Raw genomic sequence first — 17,264 nt, 5'->3', positions numbered from 1 at the left:
TGCGCGGCGTCCCGGCCGCGGCTCCTTGGCGCGTCGTCCTCCCCACTGTTCTGCCCAGAGCGTGGCTCGCACTCACGTTTCCCCGGAGGGGCGGCGTCGTTGGGTCCCTTGTGAAGCACGTACAGACGCGCGCGCGGCGCGCAGGGGCCGCGCTGGCCGCCGTACTGACCTGGGCCGGCCTGCTGGCCGGAGCCTCCGGCTGCACCTCCGGCGGGATCTCGGACGGGATCGGGGAGGCGTTCGGCAAACCGCGGTCGCCCGAGGACGTCATCCATGTGGCGCCCGACGACGGCACGAAGGGCGTACGACCTCAGGAGGCACTGCTGGTACGGGTGCCCGGCGGACGCCTGGAGTCCGTCAAGGTCGTCAAGTCCCAGGACGCCCGGGAGTCACCCGTACCCGGGCACATCAGCGACGACGGCCTGTCCTGGAGACCGGACGACACCCGACTCGCCCTCGCCGCCAAGTACACCGTGGACGCGGTGGCCCTGGACGGCGCCGGGCACCGTTCGGCCCGCCACACCACGTTCACCACGGCCGTGCCCGACGAGCGGTTCATCGGGTACGTCACCCCGGAGGACCGCTCCGTCGTGGGCACCGGGATGATCGTCTCCCTGGAGTTCAACCGGGAGATCGAGAACCGGGCCGCCGTCGAGCGCGCGATCCACGTCGAGGCGCGGCCCGCGGTCGAGATCCGCGCGCACTGGTTCGGCGGCGGACGCGTCGACTTCCGTCCCGAGCGCTACTGGAAGCCGGGCACGAAGGTCACCGTGGCGCTCGGGCTGCGCGACGTCGAGGGATCGCCCGGCGTGTACGGACTCCAGTCGCGGACCTTCTCGTTCACCGTCGGCCGCGACCAGCGGTCCCTCGTCGACGCCGGTGCCCACACCATGGAGGTGCGCCGTGACGGCAACCTCCTCGCCACGGTGCCGATCACGGCCGGAGCGCCGAAGACGACGACGTACAACGGGAAGATGGTCGTCACCGAGATGCTGGAGGTGACCCGGATGAACAGCCGGACCGTCGGCTTCGGCGGCGAGTACGACATCCCGGACGTCCCGCACGCGATGCGCCTGACCGACTCCGGGACCTTCCTGCACGGCAACTACTGGGCGCAGGACGTCTTCGGCCGCACCAACGTGAGCCACGGCTGCGTCGGTCTGCGGGACGTGAAGGGCGGCAGCTCGGACACCCCGGCGGGCTGGTTCTTCGACCGCAGTCTCGTCGGGGACGTCATCGAAGTCGTGCACAGCAAGGACAAGCAGGTCGCCCCCGACAACGGACTCGGCGGCTGGAACATGGGCTGGAAGGCGTGGAAGGCCGGCAGCGCGGTCGACTGATCTTCGCTCCCCGGTGCAACCATCTTCGCGGTCGTCGGTCCAAGTTGCGACGGAACGGTGACATTGACCTGACACGGAGCTCAAAACCGTGAGGTTAATATGCGCCAATGATCGCGTGGGACGCGCCGGGGTGGGGGCCTGATCAGGGCCTTGCGAGGGGAGAACGACTGTGAACGTGCGACCGATATCGGGGGCGTCGGCGGGTGGACGCTCACGCGGCCGCAACAAGCGGTGGGCGGTGATCGTCGGCGGTGCGCTGCTGGCCGTCACGGCCTGCGGCGGGGGCGGGGGAACGGACTCGGGGTCCGAAGGGAAGGACAAGGACGGCAAGGGCGTCACCAGCACGGAGAGCAAGCAGTCGGTGGCCGTCGTCACGATCGCGCCGAAGGCCGGTGCCAAGGACGTCGACACCAGCGGCACCCTCAAGGTCTCGGCCAGCAAGGGCAAACTGACCGAGGTCACCGTCAAGGACAACGACGGCACGAAGATCGACGGCGAGATATCGGCCGACGGCAGCGGCTGGACGCCCGCCACACACCTCGCGGCGTCCACCAAGTACCAGGTGCACGCGGTCGCGAAGGACTCCGAGGGCCGCACGGCGGCCGAGGACTCGTCCTTCACGACGCTGAGCCCGCAGAACACCTTCACCGGCAACTTCACGCCCGAGGACGGCTCCAAGGTCGGCGTCGGCATGCCGTTCTCGGTCCGCTTCACCCGGGGCATCACCAAGCCGGACGACGTCGAGAAGGCCATCAAGATCACGACCGAGCCGGCCGTCGACGTCCAGGGCCACTGGTTCGGCAACGACCGCCTCGACTTCCGGCCCGAGAAGTACTGGAAGGCCGGCACCAAGGTCACCGTGAAGCTGAACCTCGACGGCGTCGAGGGCCGCAAGGGCGTCTACGGCAAGCAGGCCAAGACGGTCTCCTTCACCATCGGCCGCGACCAGGTGTCCGTCGTGGACGCCAAGAAGCACACGATGAAGGTCATGCAGGAGGGCAAGGTCGTCAAGACCATCCCGGTGACGACCGGCAAGCCCGGCTACGCCACCTGGAACGGCCAGATGGTCATCAGCGAGAAGTTCACCGTGACCCGGATGAACGGCGACACGGTCGGCTACGACGGCGAGTACGACATCAAGGACGTCCCGCACGCCATGCGCCTGACCAGCTCCGGCACCTTCGTGCACGGCAACTACTGGGGCGGCGGCGCCTTCGGCAACTACAACGCCAGCCACGGCTGCATCGGCCTGCGGGACGTGCGCGGCGGCTACGACAGCGGCGTGCCGGCCGCCTGGTTCTTCAACCACTCGATGGTCGGTGACGTGGTGGTCGTGAAGAACTCGACCGACCCGACGGTCGACCCGGCCAACGGTCTCAACGGCTGGAACATACCCTGGTCGGACTGGATCAAGTGATGCGCCGGAGCGGTCCGTGTGACGGTCCGGCAGGGGATCGGCCGGCCGCCTCCGAGCGGATCGGGTGACTCCGTCCGACCCGATCGCGTGAGCGTTCTCCACCGGGCCGGGTGTGCTGTGACTCAGCACACCCGGCCCGGTGCCGTTAACGGCCACTAACCTGCTTCCATGACTGTGCATCTCGAAGTGGCCGAAGGCGTGGGCACCATCCGCCTGGACCGCCCTCCCATGAACGCCCTGGACGTGGCGACGCAGGACCGCCTCAAGGAGCTGGCCGAGGAGGCCACCCGGCGGCCCGACGTCCGCGCCGTGGTGCTGTACGGCGGGGAGAAGGTGTTCGCGGCGGGCGCGGACATCAAGGAGATGCAGGCCATGGACCACGCGGCGATGGTCGTGCGGTCCCGGGCCCTGCAGGACTCCTTCACCGCCGTCGCCCGCATCCCCAAGCCCGTCGTCGCCGCCGTCACCGGATACGCGCTCGGCGGCGGCTGCGAACTGGCCCTGTGTGCCGACTACCGCATCGCCGGGGACAACGCCAAGCTGGGCCAGCCCGAGATCCTGCTCGGCCTGATCCCCGGCGCCGGCGGCACCCAGCGGCTCTCCCGGCTGATCGGCCCCTCCAAGGCCAAGGACCTCATCTTCACCGGCCGTATGGTCAAGGCCGACGAGGCCCTCGCGCTCGGTCTGGTCGACCGGGTCGTCCCCGCCGACGAGGTGTACACCGCCGCGCACGGCTGGGCCGCCAGGCTCGCGCAGGGCCCCGCCATCGCGCTGCGCGCCGCCAAGGAGTCCATCGACGCGGGCCTGGAGACGGACATCGAGACCGGGCTGGCCATCGAGCGGAACTGGTTCGCGGGCCTGTTCGCGACGGAGGACCGTGAGCGCGGCATGCGGAGCTTCGTGGAAGAGGGCCCGGGCAAGGCGAAGTTCCTCTGATCCGTCCGCCGCGCCGGCCCGGGAGACGGTGTCCGCCTCCCGGGCCGGCACGGCCGGTCGCGCCCTCTCCGATCCCCTTCGATCCACCTGCGGTTGACGGGGTGTCCGACGGGCGTCGCTCGATGGGGCGCTTTATCGCAGGCTTAAGGCAGCCTTAAGCGCTCCTTGTCCCGAGGCGGTGGCGATTGCCCTCGACGGGGCCGTTCCGGCAGGTCGGGCGGGCTGTCCGCACCTCCGAACTGCCTGTGGCATATGCCGATCGGATGGTGCGGAATGTCCCGTTCCGGGGGGCCCAATCCTCCGGAACGGCCCCGGAGGGGGCGCCGGACGGCCATGATGGGGGGCATGGCGGGGCTGGAGGGTATGGAACAGCCGCGGCGGCACGGAAGTGCGACCGCGGCGCGCTGGACACCTGCGGTCGAGGACGAACGGGCGCTCAAGGCACTGGAGTTGTTCGGCAATCCCACCGAGGGGGAGGTGCTGCTGCCGTCCCGCCCGGAGTCCGCGGCCACCGCGCGGCGGCTCGCCCAGGTCGTGGTCCTGCGGCACTGGGGCCAGTCCCCGAAGATGACCGAGGACGCGGTCTTACTCGTCTCCGAACTCGTGGGCAACGCCGTGCGGCACACCGGCGCCCGCGTCTTCGGACTCCGTATGCGCCGCCGTCGCGGCTGGATCCGTATCGAGGTCCGTGACCCCTCCCGCGGCCTTCCCTGTCTCATGCCCGTCCAGGAACTGGACCTGAGCGGCCGGGGCCTCTTCCTCGTCGACAAGCTCTCCGACCGCTGGGGTGTCGACCTGCTGCCCCGCGGCAAGACCACCTGGTTCGAGATCCGCGTCGCCGAGCGCTGACCCGCTCCGCCCGGGCACGCGAAAGCCCCGGCCGCGTGGCAGCCGGGGCTTGCGGGGTGTCGCGGAACGAATTGGGGTGTGAACCGCGCCACCGGCGACAACCGTGGCCCGGGTCAATGGGTGGAGGTCGCATCGCCGACTATCGCAGACCGGACCCACTGATCCAAAAGAGGGCCCGCACTCCGCAACGCGGGTCCTGCCGCGGTGGTGAGTTCCCCTTGTCCGGTGAGGGTCCTGCTTCGCGGTGAGGGCCCCGATTCGCTCGTGGGGGCGGGTGGTCCCGTCCGGCCCGAACGTGGGTGCGGTGAAGCGACCCGCACCACCACCCGGTCGGATCAATCGCCGGTTTTTCGGTCGAATCGCCCTTAAATGGTCCGGTGACCACGCCCGCCGAAGACCCCGCAGCACCCGCCACGCCCCGGCGCGCCGCCCTGCTCACCGGACTCGCGCTCACCGCGGGAACCCTGGCCGCCGGAGCGAGCGCGGGCTGTTCCGCCCCGCGGACGACCCACCCGCACCAGCCCACGACGCCTCCGGCCGCGCCCAGCGCCCCCGCCGCCACGGCGACCCGGCGGGCCACCGCGCCCGCCCCCCGCCGCTATCCCGCCCAGCCCCCCGAGATCACCCACGGCCCCCGCACCCACCCCTCCCGAGTGGCCCTCACCTTCCACGGACAGGGCGACCCCGCCGTCGCGAAGTCGCTGCTCGGCGAGGCGGAGAGGGCCGGTGCCCGGGTCACCGTCCTCGCCGTCGGGACCTGGCTCGACGAGCACCCGGACCTCGCCCGCCGCATCCTCGACGGCGGCCACGACCTCGGCAACCACACGATGAACCACCTCGACATCAACGCCATGACGGCGACGGAGGCGGCCGCGGAGATCCGGGGCTGCGCCGACCGTCTCAAGCGGCTCACCGGTTCGATCGGGACCTGGTTCCGGCCCTCCCGCAGCCCCCGCGCCTCCCCCCTCGTCCAACGCCTCGCCCGCGACGCGGGCTACCCGCACACGCTCTCCTACGACGTCGACTCGCTCGACTACACCTCGCCGGGAGCCGCCGCCGTCACCCGCAAGGTCCTGGCCGAGGTCCGTCCCGGCTCCGTCGTGAGCCTGCACTTCGGATACGCCGGCACGGTCGCCGCCCTCCCCGCCCTTCTGCACGAACTCGACCGCCGCGGCCTCGGCGCGGTCACCACCACGGAGCTGCTGAGCTGATGCCGACACCACCCTCCTCCCCGCGCCGCGTGCTGATCGCCGGCACCGCCCTGACCGCGCTCGCCCTCCTCGCCGGGTGCGGCGGTTCCTCCCCGGACCACGCAGGCCAGGGCCGCGAGACCACCAAGGCGGCCGTCCGGCCCGCACCGGTGAAGAAGCCGGTCGTCCAGGGCCTGCCCGGCATGCCCCCCTTGCTGGACCCGGCGGACGTCTACGCCGCCGACCGTCCGGGCCGGCTCTCCCCGGTGGTCAAGGACTTCCCGTCCCGCGTCTACGTGCCCAACACCAACTCCAACACGGTCTCGGTCATCGACCCGAAGACGTACAAGGTCATCGAGACGATCCCGGTCGGCAACCAGCCCCAGCACGTCGTGCCCTCCTGGGACCTGAAGACCCTGTGGGTCAACAACGACCGGGGCAACACCCTCACCCCCATCGACCCGAAGACCGGCAAGGCGGGGCAGCCGGTCGACGTGCACGACCCGTACAACCTCTACTTCACGCCCAACGGCAAGTACGCGATCGTCATGGCCTCCCTCGACCGCGAGCTGGTCTTCCGCGACGCGCACACCATGAAGACCGTCAGGACCGAGCCGGTGAGCTGCTACGGCGTCAACCACGCCGACTTCTCCCCGGACGGCCGCTACTTCATCGTGTCCTGCGAGTTCAGCGGTGAGCTCCTGAAGGTCGACACCGAGCGGATGAAGGTCATCGGCCAGCAGAGGCTGCCGTTCCACGGGGCCATGCCGCAGGACGTGAAGATCTCCCCCGACGGCAAGAGGTTCTACATCGCCGACATGATGGCCGACGGCGTGTGGGTCCTCGACGGCGACAAGTTCACCGAGCCGACCCTGCTGCGCACGGGCAAGGGCGCCCACGGCCTGTACGTCAGCCGGGACTCGCGGGAGATGTACATCTCCAACCGCGGCGAAGGCACCATCTCCATCTTCGACTTCACGCAGAACCGGCTCACCAAGAAGTGGCACCTGCCCGACGGCGGCAGCCCCGACATGGGCGGCGTCTCGGCGGACGGCAAGGTCCTGTGGCTCTCCGGCCGGTACAACTCCGAGGTGTACGCGATCGACACCGGCACGGGTGAACAGCTCGCCCGCATCAAGGTCGGCAGCGGACCGCACGGCCTCGCCGTCTATCCCCAGCCCGGCCGGTACTCCCTCGGCCACACCGGCATCTTCCGCTGATCCACGCCGGCGCCCCGCCCGCTCAGCGGGGCAGGAGCAGCGCCTCCGCGCCCACCGGCCGGTAGCCCGCCGCCTGGAACGCCCGCAGACTGCGGGCGTTCCCCGCGGCCACCTGGGCCCAGACCGGCTCCCCGGCCAGGTGCCGCGCCGCCGAGGCGAGCGCCCGGCCCAGCCCCCGGTGCCGTACGCCCTCGTCCACCTCCACCGCGACCTCCAGCCGGCCCCCGACCCCTCGTCCGAGGACCAGGACCCCGCCGTCTGCGGCCCACGCCCGCACCTCGTCGCGCCGCCCGCGGGAGCTCGTGATCCGGGGGTGGGCCAGGTCGCCGATCTCCGTCAGCGCGAGGGCCGCGGGGCCCGGGAGCGGGGCGGCGACGGACAGCAGGTCGACGGTGTCGTTCGACCGCCCCGTCCGCTCCATGAGCGCGGCGAGGAACCGCGGGTTCATGGCCGCCGCGAGCGCGTCGCAGTCCAGCGCCCCCAGCGCGGCGCGCACCCAGCCCTCGTCCTCGTCGGTGAAGACGACGGAGTGCGCGGTGAAGGCGAGGACGCCGGCGTCACGGGGGCGGTGCTGGCGTACGACGGTGATGGCGCCGTCGGGCGGCGGGAGGACTCCCCGGGCCGCACGGTCCAGAATGTCGCGCAGAGTTCCGGACACGACTGACGCCCCCCGCCGCTTGAGTCTCCACCCACTGGAAGGCCCAGACTCGCAGACATGATCGACGACGGCACCGGACTTCTCACCATCGGCGAGCTGTCCCGGAGCACCGGCCTGAGTGTCCGCACCATCCGCTACTGGTCGGACGAGGGCGCGCTGCCCCCGGTGACCAGGTCGGCGGGCGGCTACCGGCTGTACGACGCCGGCTCCGTGGCCCGTCTGGAGCTGATCCGGACCCTGCGCGAACTCGGACTGGGGCTCGGCGACGTCCGGGCGGTCCTGACCGGCGAGCGGACGGTGGCGGAGGTGGCGGCCGCGCACGTGGCCGCGCTGGACGCGCAGATCCGCTCCCTGAAGGTGACCCGGGCGGTGCTGTCGACCGTGGCACGACGTGGTTCGAGCGCACAGGAGACGACACTCATGAACAAGCTGGCGCGGCTCTCGGCCGCCGAGCGCGGACGCATCGTCGACGACTTCATGGAGGAGACCTTCGGCGGACTGGACACCGCCGACCCCGACATCCGTACCCGGCTGCGGTTCCACGCCGGTGAGCTGCCGGACGACCCGACACCCGAGCAGGTGGACGCCTGGGTGGAGCTGGCCGAGCTGATCCAGGACCGCGGCTTCCGCGCCCGGATGCGCGAGATGATCGAGTTCAACGCGGCGGACCGGGGGCCGGGGGTGGCGCCGGGCACCTCCCTGTGGTTCATGAGCCGCCTGGTGCACCTCGCGGGCCAGGCGCTGGAGCGGGGCGTCGACCCCGCGGATCCGGAGGCGGACACGGTGCTGAGCGGCCTGCTCGGCGACGCGGACCGGGCTTCGGTGCTGGCCCGCATGGAGTCCGCGGCCCATACGGAGATGGCCCGTTTCCGGGAGCTGAGCGCCGTGATGCGCGGCCTGGACCCGCTGTCGGCGCACCGCGAGGAGTTCGCCTGGGTACTCGCCGCACTGCGCGCTCACCCGGACCGTTAATCTGACCTCCGTACACCAGGCAGTAACGCATGCAGTGATGCACGACGAAGGGGCGGACAGTGGCCGACATCGAGGAAGCACGCAAGCAGTTCGAGCGGATCGATTCGGACGGTGACGGGTTCATCACCGCGGCCGAGTTCAAGTCCGCTCTCGCCCAGGGCGGCGACTGGAACGTCACCGAGTCGGTGGCCGAGGCCGTCATCGCCAGCCGCGACCTCAACGGCGACAAGGTCCTCTCGTTCGACGAGTTCTGGACCCACCTGAACAAGTGACCCGGGAAGAGGGGGACCCGACGAGGGTCCCCCCTTCTTTGTCCGCGCTTCGCCCGTTTGCCGCGTCGGCGGAATAGGCCGCGCCGGACCGCAGTTGACGCCCTTCGACAGAAGCATGCATGTGCATCTACTTCGGAAGGCGTGTCATGAAGATCGGCATCATCGGCGCGGGCAACATCGGCGGCAACCTCACCCGGCGGCTCACCGCTGTCGGGCACGACGTCTCCGTCGCCAACTCCCGTGGTCCCCAGACGCTCGCCGAACTCGCCGAGGAGACGGGGGCGACCCCCGTCACCGTCGAACAGGCGGCACGGGGCGCCGACGTCGTGATCGTCACGATCCCGCTCAAGGCGGTGCCGAACCTGCCCGACGGCATCCTGGACGGAGCCGCCGAGGACGTCGCCGTCATCGACACCGGCAACTACTACCCCCAGCAGCGTGACGGCAGGATCGCGGGGATCGAGGACGACGGCCTCACCGAGAGCGGCTGGACCGCCCGGCAGATCGGCCACACGGTCGTCAAGGCCTTCAACGGCACCTACGCCCAGGACATCCTGGACCGCGTCCGCCCGGCCGGCGACCCCGACCGCATGGCCCTCCCGGTGGCCGGCGACGACGAGGCGGCGAAGCGGCGCGTACGCGACCTCATCGACGAGATCGGCTTCGACACGGTCGACGCGGGCGGGCTCGAGGACTCCTGGCGCCAGCAGCCCGGCACCCCCGTCTACGGTCTCCGTGAAGGCCGCGACGCGGTCGCGAAGGCCCTGACGGAGGCCTCCCCGGACCGCTCGCCGGACTTCCGCGGCTGAGCGCCCGGACCGCCACGCACCCTCACCGGTCCGCCGGCACCCTCACCGGCCCGCCCCGCACGCTCAGCCGACCGCCTGGCTCAGCACGCCGGCCGGGACCCTCGGGGCGTGCGGGTAGTCGGCGGACCGGTGCTGGAAGGACAGGATCTTCGGGTTCCGGACGACTCCGTCACGGATCTCGATGGCCTTGCGCAGCGTGACGTCGGCGTCCCACGCGGCGGGACCGCTCATGACCTTGCGCAGGTAGGGGAGGAGCGCCTCGCTGATCTCCCAGGTGGCGGAGTTCCACAGATGGGACGGGCTGTGGTCCACCGCGTAGTAGTGGCAGCCCGCCCCGACGGTGGGCATGGGCTCGTCGAAGGTGGTCGGGCGGGCCCATGCGAAGCCCATGCCCTCGTCGCAGGCGACGTCGATGAAGAACGTGCCCGGCCGGAACAGGGCGAGTTCCTCCTCGGTGACGAACATCAGCGGCGCGTCGGTGTCCTGAAGGACGCAGTTGACGATGATGTCGAACCCGGCCAGGTACTCCGCCAGCGGCACGGGCCCGGCCGGAGTGGCGGCCTGAAGGCGCGCGGGGGCGCCCGGCTCCTCCGCGAAGTGGCCCATCACGACCGAGGGCATCGGTGAGGCCACGGCCGCGGCGGCGCGCTGGGTGAGCACCGTGACGTCGGAGACCCCCATGGCGCCCAGGCCCGTGACCGCTCCGCGCGCGGTGGCGCCGAAACTGATGACCGCCGCGCGCAGGCGGCGCCCGTAGCTGCCGGTCAGCCCGCCGAGCTGCAGGGCGTGCAGCACCGAGCAGTAGCCCGCGAGCTCGTTGTTCTTGTGGAACACGTGCACGCTGAAGGCGCCCGCGGAGGTCCAGTGGTTCATGGCTTCCCAGGCGATCAGCGTCAGCCGCCGGTCGATGCCGATCTGGGTCGTCCGCTCGTCCTGCACGCAGTGCGGCCATCCCCACAGCACCTGGCCCTCGCGCAGCTCGGCGAGATCCTCGTGCAGGGGCTTGGGCAGCAGCAGGACGTCGCACTCGGCGACGAGTTCCTCGCGGGAGCGCAGCCCAGCCACGAGGGGCCGCAGCGCGTCGTCGGCGACGCCGAAACGACGGCCGTAGCCCCGTTCCAGGAAGATCCTCTCGCGTACGTCCGGGGCGATGCGGTCGAGATGGCCGGGGTGCAGCGGCAGCCGGAACTCGTTCTCCTTGCGGGACGAGGCGACTACTCCGAGACTCATCAGGCTCATGTGGGGCGGCTCTTTTCCTGCCGGACGCGAACCGCTCCGGCCTTGCCGTTCCCCGAGGGCGACGCCGCGACGGATGGCGGCGTGCGAGGTGCGCTCGGTAAGCCAACCGTACTCCGGTCCCGGTGGGCGCAGGACCGCCGGCGGCTAGGCCTCGCCCGCCCACGCGCGCAGGGCGGCCTTGCTCGCGAAGTCCGCGACGTCCCGGTCCACCGGCTCGGAGGTGTACTGGTGGAAGCGCCACTTCGCCTGGATGCGGGGTTCGCCGGCGGTCACGTAGTCGGCGATCCACAGACCGTCACCGGCGTACGAGGTGGTGTCGACGTTCAGCCAGAAGTCCCGGTTCGTGTAGAGCACCACGCGGTTGTCCGGGCGGAGTTCCTTCACCCTGCGGATGAAGCGGTCCTTCTCCGCGTTGCTGGCGTGCGTGCCCTCGCCGGTCGTCTCCCAGTCGACGGCGAGCAGGTCGCCCGCCCTCTCGGGGGCCTTGCTCACGAAGTACGCGGCCTGGGCGGTGATGTTGCCGGGCCACAGGAAGTGGTAGAAGCCCACGACGCAGTCCGCGTCGCGGGCGGTCCGCGTCTGCGCGGTGAGTTTCGGGTTGACGTACGAGCGGCCTTCCGTCGCCTTGACGAAGACGAAGGAGAGACCGGCGGTGCCGTACGCGGACGGCTGATAGGCGCTGACGTCGATGCCTCGCAGCATGGGTGGGGCCTCCGTGCGTGGGGGGAGGGGGACGGGGCACGCGGGGCGCTGCCCGGTGACCGATGCCCGGCGGCCGTGGGGAACGGCCGCCGTTGCCCAGGGCGGTCCGTGAAAGGGCAACTGTCATGGGGGTGCCCGCACTTGGCCGTCTCCACGCTCGCACGTGTGACCGCCCCCCCGCCGGACCGCACGCGCCTTCCCGCTTCCGGGCCGCGCCCCGCCGCCGGCCGGCCCCTCGGGAGGGAGAAGGCGGCCGTAGAAAATACAGCACCGCGGACAGGTGCCGACACAGGCGGAAGTACCAGTCGCGGGAATCGGTGCGGGGACCATCGTCCTATAGTCACCGCACCCCACGAACCGTCACATTGGAGACCACGGCGAGAAAACGTGCAAAGGTCATGACGGGAGTGATCGTGTCCGCGCAGATAGCAATTGATCCCGGCCGCTTCAGCCAATTCGGTGAAGCCACCGGAAGCACCTTCTGTCTGATCACGAATTCCGAGCTGGTCGATCGGATCGAAGTCGTCGAGACGGCCCCGTACCGGGAATTCCTCACCATCACGCTGGACGCCGGCGACCGGTTCGAGGAAATCCTGGAGAAGCGGATCCCGGAACCCGCGCACGTACTCGTGGTATCGCCCCACAGGTTTTTCGAATCACCCGACCCCGACCTCGTGGGCCAGCGGAAGATCATGGGAATGGCGTGCAACTCGACGCCGACCGGCCTCGACGAGATCCGGCACTTCCTCGGCGTGATGGAGCGGACCTCGGCGGCCGAACAGGCGGCGTTCTGCGACACCTTCTTCGAACTCGCCGAGGACTCCGACCAGCTCGTGTACGTCGACCCCGTGCACGGCACCCGCGCCACCCTCGACCATCTGCGCGAGGGCCTGGTGTGGAACCAGCAGGCGGGACCGCTGGACTGGGGCGACCAGCAGATCGTCCCCTCCGGCGAGATCAGCGTGCTGCCCGTCGAGATCAGGGAGTTCGACGAGGCGCTGAAGCTGCCCCTGGAGGGCGAGATCACGCTGCGCGGCTACCCGATCCTGCACAACGGCACCCCCTCCTTCTCGCGCGCCGACCAGGCCCGTGTCCACTCCCAGCTCTGGGCGATGCGCGACAACGCGATCAAGGCCACCGTCGAGGACGGCAGGATCACCCGCCTTCGGGCACTGGACGCGGGAGCGGCGCCGGCCGTCGCGATGCTGGAGCAGATGTTCGCCGTGGACTCCCGGTACCGGATCGTCTGGGAGATCGGCCACGCGCTCAACACCTCGCACGACATCCTGCCCGGCAACCACGCCATGAACGAGGTGTACGGCGGTACCGAGGGGTGCCTGCACTTCGGCCTCGGACTCACCCCGTACACCCAGTACCACCTCGACATCATCTCGCCCGACACCCGCGTGCTGACCAGTAACGGCGTCGCGGTGATCGGCCACCCGGACCACCCCACCGTGGAAAGGGTCGTGCCCCTCGCATAGCGGGTCACGACCGCCCGGCCGGGGTGAACGCAAGGAAATTCAACCCAACAGGAGGTGACTCCCCATGAAGAAGATCAAGGTGCAGAAGAACCGCAACTACCTGGGCACGCTCCTGGGCTGAGTACCGACCCGCGGCGGGGCAGTGACCATGCCCCGTCGCGGGGTTCCCCTTTTCCTCTCGTGAGGTTCCCGTATTTCTCTTCCAGGGAGTTCTCCGTGCCACCGCTTGACATCGCGACGAGCGACTTCGACCAGTTCGGCCGGCCGGCCGGTACATTCTGTCTGATCACGAGCGAACAGCACGGCGGCCTCGTCTCCCTGCGTCCCGGCGACGGATGTTCCCGCGTGCTCCCGCTGACCCTTCCGCCCGGCGTCCGCCTGGGCGAGCTGATCGAGCGGAGCGTCCCCGCGGACGCGCACGTGCTGGCGGTCTGCCCCGGACGGTTCCTCGACTCGCCGACCGAGCGGGAGCTGGGCGGCCGCAAACTGGCCGTGCTGCCGGCCGGATCCACGCCGCTGACCGACGAACACGTCCGCTACTTCCTGCGCACCGCCGCCCTCACCGACGTCGCCCGGCACGCCCAGGTGGCCGAGGAGTTCTTCGACCTGGTGGGCGACAGCGACCGGCTGACGATCGTCGACGACGTCTCCGGCACCGAGGCCGAGTTCGACCACACGGCCGGCGACTGCGTCTGGAACCAGCAGGCCGGCGTCCTGGAAGAGGGCGACCAGCAGATCTTCCCCTCGGGCAAACTGAGCGTCACCGCCGCCGAGATCACCACCTTCGAACCGGAGGCCCGGCTGCTCGGCCTGCACGGGGAACTGACCCTGCGCGGCTGGCCGATCGTCCACCGCCACCAGGACCCGGCCGACGGCGCCGACCAGCGGCGGCTGTTCGAGGCGCTCGCGCCGCTCGTCTCCAACGCCGTGACGCTGCGCGTCGCCGCCGGAAGCATCGAGAGCGTCACCCCGCAGACCCCGGGGGCGACATCGGCCGCCGTGGAGCTGGAGAAGCTGCTCACCGACGATCCGCGCTACCGCGTCATCTGGGAACTCGGCTTCGGGATCAACACCAGCACGGAGATCATCCCGGCGAACTGCGGACCGAACGAGGTGTACGGCGCCACCGGCGGTGTCGTGAACCTCGGCCTGGGGATCACGCCGGCCACGCGCTTCGCCCTGGCCTTCCTCTGCCCCCGCAGCTCGCTGCTGACATCGGACGGCACCGCCGTCCTCGGCGCCCGCAAGGCGGTACGCCGCGGCCGGATGCAGCGCGTCTCCAGCGCGGGCTGCGGCTGCCACTGACCCCAAGGAGGGAAGCACGCCATGACGATCAACTCCGAACTGCGCAAGAAGGTCGACGCGGTCCTCGACACCTTCATCAAGGACTTCTACGAGACCGTCCCCTACGCCCAGCACCAGAAGGACGCCTCCGAGCTGAACCTCGACTACTACAAGCGGCACAACATCGAGACGATCCTGCGCCTGCGCCGCAAGCGGACCGTCGACGCGCTGGCCATCAAGTACTTCACCAAGGTGGACCCCGTGCAGGCCAAGGCCTGGGCGCACTACACCGACGACGAGATGCTGCACGACCGGCTGTTCGCCGCCGACCTCGCCAAGGTCGGGGTCACCAAGGACCAGATCTACTCCACGGAACCCCTGCTCTCCACCAAACTCCTCACCGGATACCTCCAGTTCGGCATGGAGTTCGAGGACAGCCCGATGGCGCTGATCACCAGCGTGTACTTCGTCGAGTACGTCACCACGCGCACCCAGCCCGACTGGCTGGACAACCTGGGCGACGTCCTCGGCGAGGAGAACGTCAAGGGCGCCCGCGCGCACGTCAACACCGACCTCGACGACGACCACGACGACTTCGTGTGGCGGGTGCTGTCCACGCTGATCCACTCCGAGGACGACGAGCGCAAGGTCGTCGAGCACCTCCACAACGTCTACTGGCTCTGGAAGCTCTACTTCGTGGAACTGCACCAGCTCACCGTGCTCGGCAAGAGCGACGCCCAGATCCCGCTGCCCACCACCTCCGAGGTCTGAGCGGGGCGACGGTGGCCGACGACGACCGGGGCACACGGCCCGGCGGGCGGTCCGGGGTCGAGGTACTGGCCCTGCCGCCCGGCCGGGAACTGCCGAGCAGCACCGAGAAATGGATCGTGGACGGTCTGGTCCTCGCCATGCCGGGACTCCACACCCGCCAGCTCTTCACCCTGCGCCGCGAGATGCTGACCGACGCCGAGTACGTCGTCGTCGGGGTGGACCGCGCACGCGACCGGGTCGTCTCGCTGCTCACCTCCCGCTGGGCCGAGATCCCGTCCGGGCGGCCCTGCCTCCACATCATGATCCAGTTCGTGGGGGACGCGTACCGGGGCGGCACCGTCTTCAAGGAGAGCTGGGCCCTGCACTTCGCCCGGCTGCTCGCCGACGGCCGCCCGTTCCCCGAGGTGATCGCCCTCAAGACGTACAACCCCGTGGTGCACTGCGCGATGGCGGCGTTCAGCGGCCATCCGGACATCACTATGTACCCGGACCTCGCGGGCAAGGACGACAGCCAGGAGGCGCTGGCGGCCGAGGTGGCCGCGGCGCTCGCCCCCCGGGCCGCGTTCGACCCGGTGCGCGGGGTCGTCCCCGGCATCGGCCGTCCGCTGGACCTCTACCGGGAACGGCCGCTGAGCCATGTGCCCGAGGCCAACCGGTACTTCGCCGAGCACACGCGGCCGGGGGACCGGGTGCTGTGTCTGCTGGACGTGCCCACCCGGGAGGGGGCGCACGCGATCCTCACGGCGCTCGGGGTGCCGCTGCCCTCCGGGCGGGGCTGAGTCCCGCCGGCGGGCCGGGCGAGGTTCCGGCCCGTCCCCCGGGCGCGGCCGCAGGACGGCCGGCCGGTCCACTACTCCAGGAACGCGAGGCGGCAATGGCGGACACATCGATCATGTTTCCTCCCGACTACTCCCGGGCCCGCGCGGCCTTCCTGGGCGCCGCCGAGGAGGCTGGCGCGAGGCTGAGGACCTTCACCCTGCCGGGGCACCTCGGGCCCGACGGCGGCGAACTCTGCGTGGACACCGCTCAGATGGGGCCGCCCGACCCGGCGAAGCTCCTGGTCACGGTCTCCGGGACCCATGGCGTCGAGGGCTTCTGCGGCTCGGCCTGCCAGACCGGCGTCCTGCTGCGGGAAGGTGTCGCCAAGGCCGCCGCGGGGCCCGACACCGGCGTCCTGCTCGTCCATGCCCTCAACCCCTACGGCTTCGCCCATCTGCGGCGCGTCAACGAGGACAACGTCGACCTCAACCGGAACTTCGTCGACCACGCCGCCCCGCCGCACAACGACGCCTACGACGCCGTGCACCGCACCCTGGTGCCGGCTCGGGCCGCCGCGTTCGTGCCCGGCGACCTGGTCGCGGAGCTCACCGCGCTCCGCGACCGGCTCGGCCCGCAGCGCCTCCAGGAGGCCGTCACCCGCGGCCAGTACCGCCACCCCGACGGCCTGTTCTACGGCGGAGACGCACCGGCCTGGTCCCGGCGGGTGTTCGAGACGGTGGTCGCCGAGCGGATCGCCGGCGCCGGTCACGTCGCCTACATCGACCTGCACACCGGGCTCGGCGAGCGGGGCGTCGGCGAGCCCATCTTCCGCGGCGGAAGGGACGCGGACGCCCACGAGCGTGCCCGCCGCTGGTACGGCGACGCGCTCACCGCCTCGGAGGAGGGAACGTCCTCCTCCACCCCGATCGTCGGCAACACGGCGACCGCGGTGGCCGACGGCCTCGGCGCGGGCGGCCTGCTGACCGCGATCACCCTGGAGTTCGGCACCCAGCCGGGCCCCGAGGTGCTGGTGGCGCTGTGCGCCGACGCCTGGCTGCACCGGAACCGTCCGCCGGCCGAGGCGGTCCGCTCCGGCCTCAAGCGGCTGATCCGCGACGCCTTCTGCCCGGTGGAGGACGCCCGGTGGCGCGAGCGGGTCCTCCAGCGGGCGCGCGAGGTCTTCGACCAGGCGCTCACCGGCCTGGCCGACGCCAAGCCGGGGGAGCCCGGCTGACCGGTCCGCGACCCTGCCCGTACCACCGCGGCGGGCCCCCCGCCGGGGGGGGGCCGCCCCCGGGCCCCCCCCCCCGCCGGCGGCCCCCCCCCCCGGCCGGCCCCCCCCCCCCCCCCGGGCGCGGCCCC

Annotated in this window: 17 protein-coding genes; 14 read left to right on the top strand and 3 right to left on the bottom strand. The window is 71.0% G+C overall.

Annotation, left to right across the window (positions count from 1 at the left end; genetic code table 11):
• The first annotated feature begins 110 nt into the window (after window positions 1-110).
• From ACFRIC_RS28365 to ACFRIC_RS28340, 6 genes are all read left to right on the top strand, one after another.
• Window positions 111-1,340, top strand: coding sequence for an Ig-like domain-containing protein (locus tag ACFRIC_RS28365; protein WP_382791220.1), 1,230 nt, complete (start codon window positions 111-113; stop codon window positions 1,338-1,340).
• Between the two features lie 169 nt (window positions 1,341-1,509).
• A complete protein-coding gene (locus tag ACFRIC_RS28360) occupies window positions 1,510-2,757 on the top strand; it encodes an Ig-like domain-containing protein (RefSeq protein ID WP_382791217.1) in 1,248 nt (415 codons plus the stop codon).
• Between the two features lie 168 nt (window positions 2,758-2,925).
• The gene (locus tag ACFRIC_RS28355; protein WP_382791214.1) at window positions 2,926-3,693 is read left to right on the top strand and encodes an enoyl-CoA hydratase/isomerase family protein; all 768 of its coding nucleotides are present in this window, start codon (window positions 2,926-2,928) and stop codon (window positions 3,691-3,693) included.
• A 345-nt stretch (window positions 3,694-4,038) separates the two neighbouring features.
• Complete coding sequence (locus tag ACFRIC_RS28350; RefSeq protein WP_382791212.1) at window positions 4,039-4,542, top strand: ATP-binding protein; 504 nt, start codon at window positions 4,039-4,041, stop codon at window positions 4,540-4,542.
• Between the two features lie 431 nt (window positions 4,543-4,973).
• Window positions 4,974-5,753 carry a polysaccharide deacetylase family protein gene (locus ACFRIC_RS28345; protein ID WP_382791288.1) on the top strand — a complete coding sequence of 260 codons (780 nt, stop codon included), beginning with the start codon at window positions 4,974-4,976 and terminating at the stop codon, window positions 5,751-5,753.
• Window positions 5,753-6,952: a YncE family protein gene (locus ACFRIC_RS28340; RefSeq protein WP_382791209.1), complete on the top strand. Its 1,200-nt coding sequence runs from the start codon at window positions 5,753-5,755 to the stop codon at window positions 6,950-6,952. Before ACFRIC_RS28345 ends, ACFRIC_RS28340 begins: the two co-directional genes overlap by 1 nt.
• Window positions 6,953-6,974: 22 nt before the next feature.
• Here ACFRIC_RS28340 and ACFRIC_RS28335 read toward each other — a convergent pair whose 3' ends face one another.
• Window positions 6,975-7,610: a GNAT family N-acetyltransferase gene (locus ACFRIC_RS28335; protein ID WP_382791205.1), complete on the bottom strand. Its 636-nt coding sequence runs from the start codon at window positions 7,608-7,610 to the stop codon at window positions 6,975-6,977.
• A 57-nt stretch (window positions 7,611-7,667) separates the two neighbouring features.
• Here ACFRIC_RS28335 and ACFRIC_RS28330 point away from each other — a divergent pair, with 57 nt between their 5' ends.
• The 3 genes from ACFRIC_RS28330 (at window position 7,668) to ACFRIC_RS28320 (ending at window position 9,663) form a co-directional block, all read left to right on the top strand.
• A complete protein-coding gene (locus tag ACFRIC_RS28330; protein ID WP_382791202.1) occupies window positions 7,668-8,582 on the top strand; it encodes a MerR family transcriptional regulator in 915 nt (304 codons plus the stop codon).
• Window positions 8,583-8,641: 59 nt separating this feature from the next.
• Complete coding sequence (locus tag ACFRIC_RS28325; RefSeq protein WP_103553197.1) at window positions 8,642-8,854, top strand: EF-hand domain-containing protein; 213 nt, start codon at window positions 8,642-8,644, stop codon at window positions 8,852-8,854.
• Between the two features lie 146 nt (window positions 8,855-9,000).
• Window positions 9,001-9,663 carry an NADPH-dependent F420 reductase gene (locus tag ACFRIC_RS28320; RefSeq protein ID WP_382791199.1) on the top strand — a complete coding sequence of 221 codons (663 nt, stop codon included), beginning with the start codon at window positions 9,001-9,003 and terminating at the stop codon, window positions 9,661-9,663.
• 63 nt (window positions 9,664-9,726) lie between these two features.
• Here the strand turns inward: ACFRIC_RS28320 and ACFRIC_RS28315 are convergent, their stop codons facing one another.
• Both ACFRIC_RS28315 and ACFRIC_RS28310 read right to left on the bottom strand, forming a co-directional pair.
• Window positions 9,727-10,902, bottom strand: a complete 1,176-nt coding sequence (locus ACFRIC_RS28315) for a N(5)-(carboxyethyl)ornithine synthase (RefSeq protein WP_382791197.1) — start codon at window positions 10,900-10,902, stop codon at window positions 9,727-9,729.
• A gap of 144 nt (window positions 10,903-11,046) precedes the next feature.
• The gene (locus ACFRIC_RS28310; RefSeq protein ID WP_382791194.1) at window positions 11,047-11,604 is read right to left on the bottom strand and encodes a glycoside hydrolase family 25 protein; all 558 of its coding nucleotides are present in this window, start codon (window positions 11,602-11,604) and stop codon (window positions 11,047-11,049) included.
• A gap of 398 nt (window positions 11,605-12,002) precedes the next feature.
• Between ACFRIC_RS28310 and ACFRIC_RS28305 the strand changes: the two genes are divergently transcribed.
• From ACFRIC_RS28305 to ACFRIC_RS28285, 5 genes are all read left to right on the top strand, one after another.
• Window positions 12,003-13,088 (top strand): hypothetical protein, encoded by a 1,086-nt coding sequence (locus ACFRIC_RS28305; RefSeq protein ID WP_382791191.1) that lies wholly within the window; start codon window positions 12,003-12,005, stop codon window positions 13,086-13,088.
• 216 nt (window positions 13,089-13,304) lie between these two features.
• Window positions 13,305-14,393 (top strand): hypothetical protein, encoded by a 1,089-nt coding sequence (locus ACFRIC_RS28300; RefSeq protein ID WP_382791189.1) that lies wholly within the window; start codon window positions 13,305-13,307, stop codon window positions 14,391-14,393.
• A gap of 21 nt (window positions 14,394-14,414) precedes the next feature.
• Window positions 14,415-15,143: a hypothetical protein gene (locus ACFRIC_RS28295; protein WP_382791186.1), complete on the top strand. Its 729-nt coding sequence runs from the start codon at window positions 14,415-14,417 to the stop codon at window positions 15,141-15,143.
• Between the two features lie 11 nt (window positions 15,144-15,154).
• A complete protein-coding gene (locus ACFRIC_RS28290; protein ID WP_382791183.1) occupies window positions 15,155-15,922 on the top strand; it encodes a hypothetical protein in 768 nt (255 codons plus the stop codon).
• Between the two features lie 95 nt (window positions 15,923-16,017).
• Window positions 16,018-17,136 carry a M14 family metallopeptidase gene (locus tag ACFRIC_RS28285; RefSeq protein ID WP_382791179.1) on the top strand — a complete coding sequence of 373 codons (1,119 nt, stop codon included), beginning with the start codon at window positions 16,018-16,020 and terminating at the stop codon, window positions 17,134-17,136.
• Window positions 17,137-17,264: the final 128 nt, after the last annotated feature.

Source organism: Streptomyces sp. NPDC056738, from assembly GCF_042790435.1.
Classification (GTDB): domain Bacteria; phylum Actinomycetota; class Actinomycetes; order Streptomycetales; family Streptomycetaceae; genus Streptomyces.
This window is presented reverse-complemented; position numbering and strand designations above follow the sequence as displayed.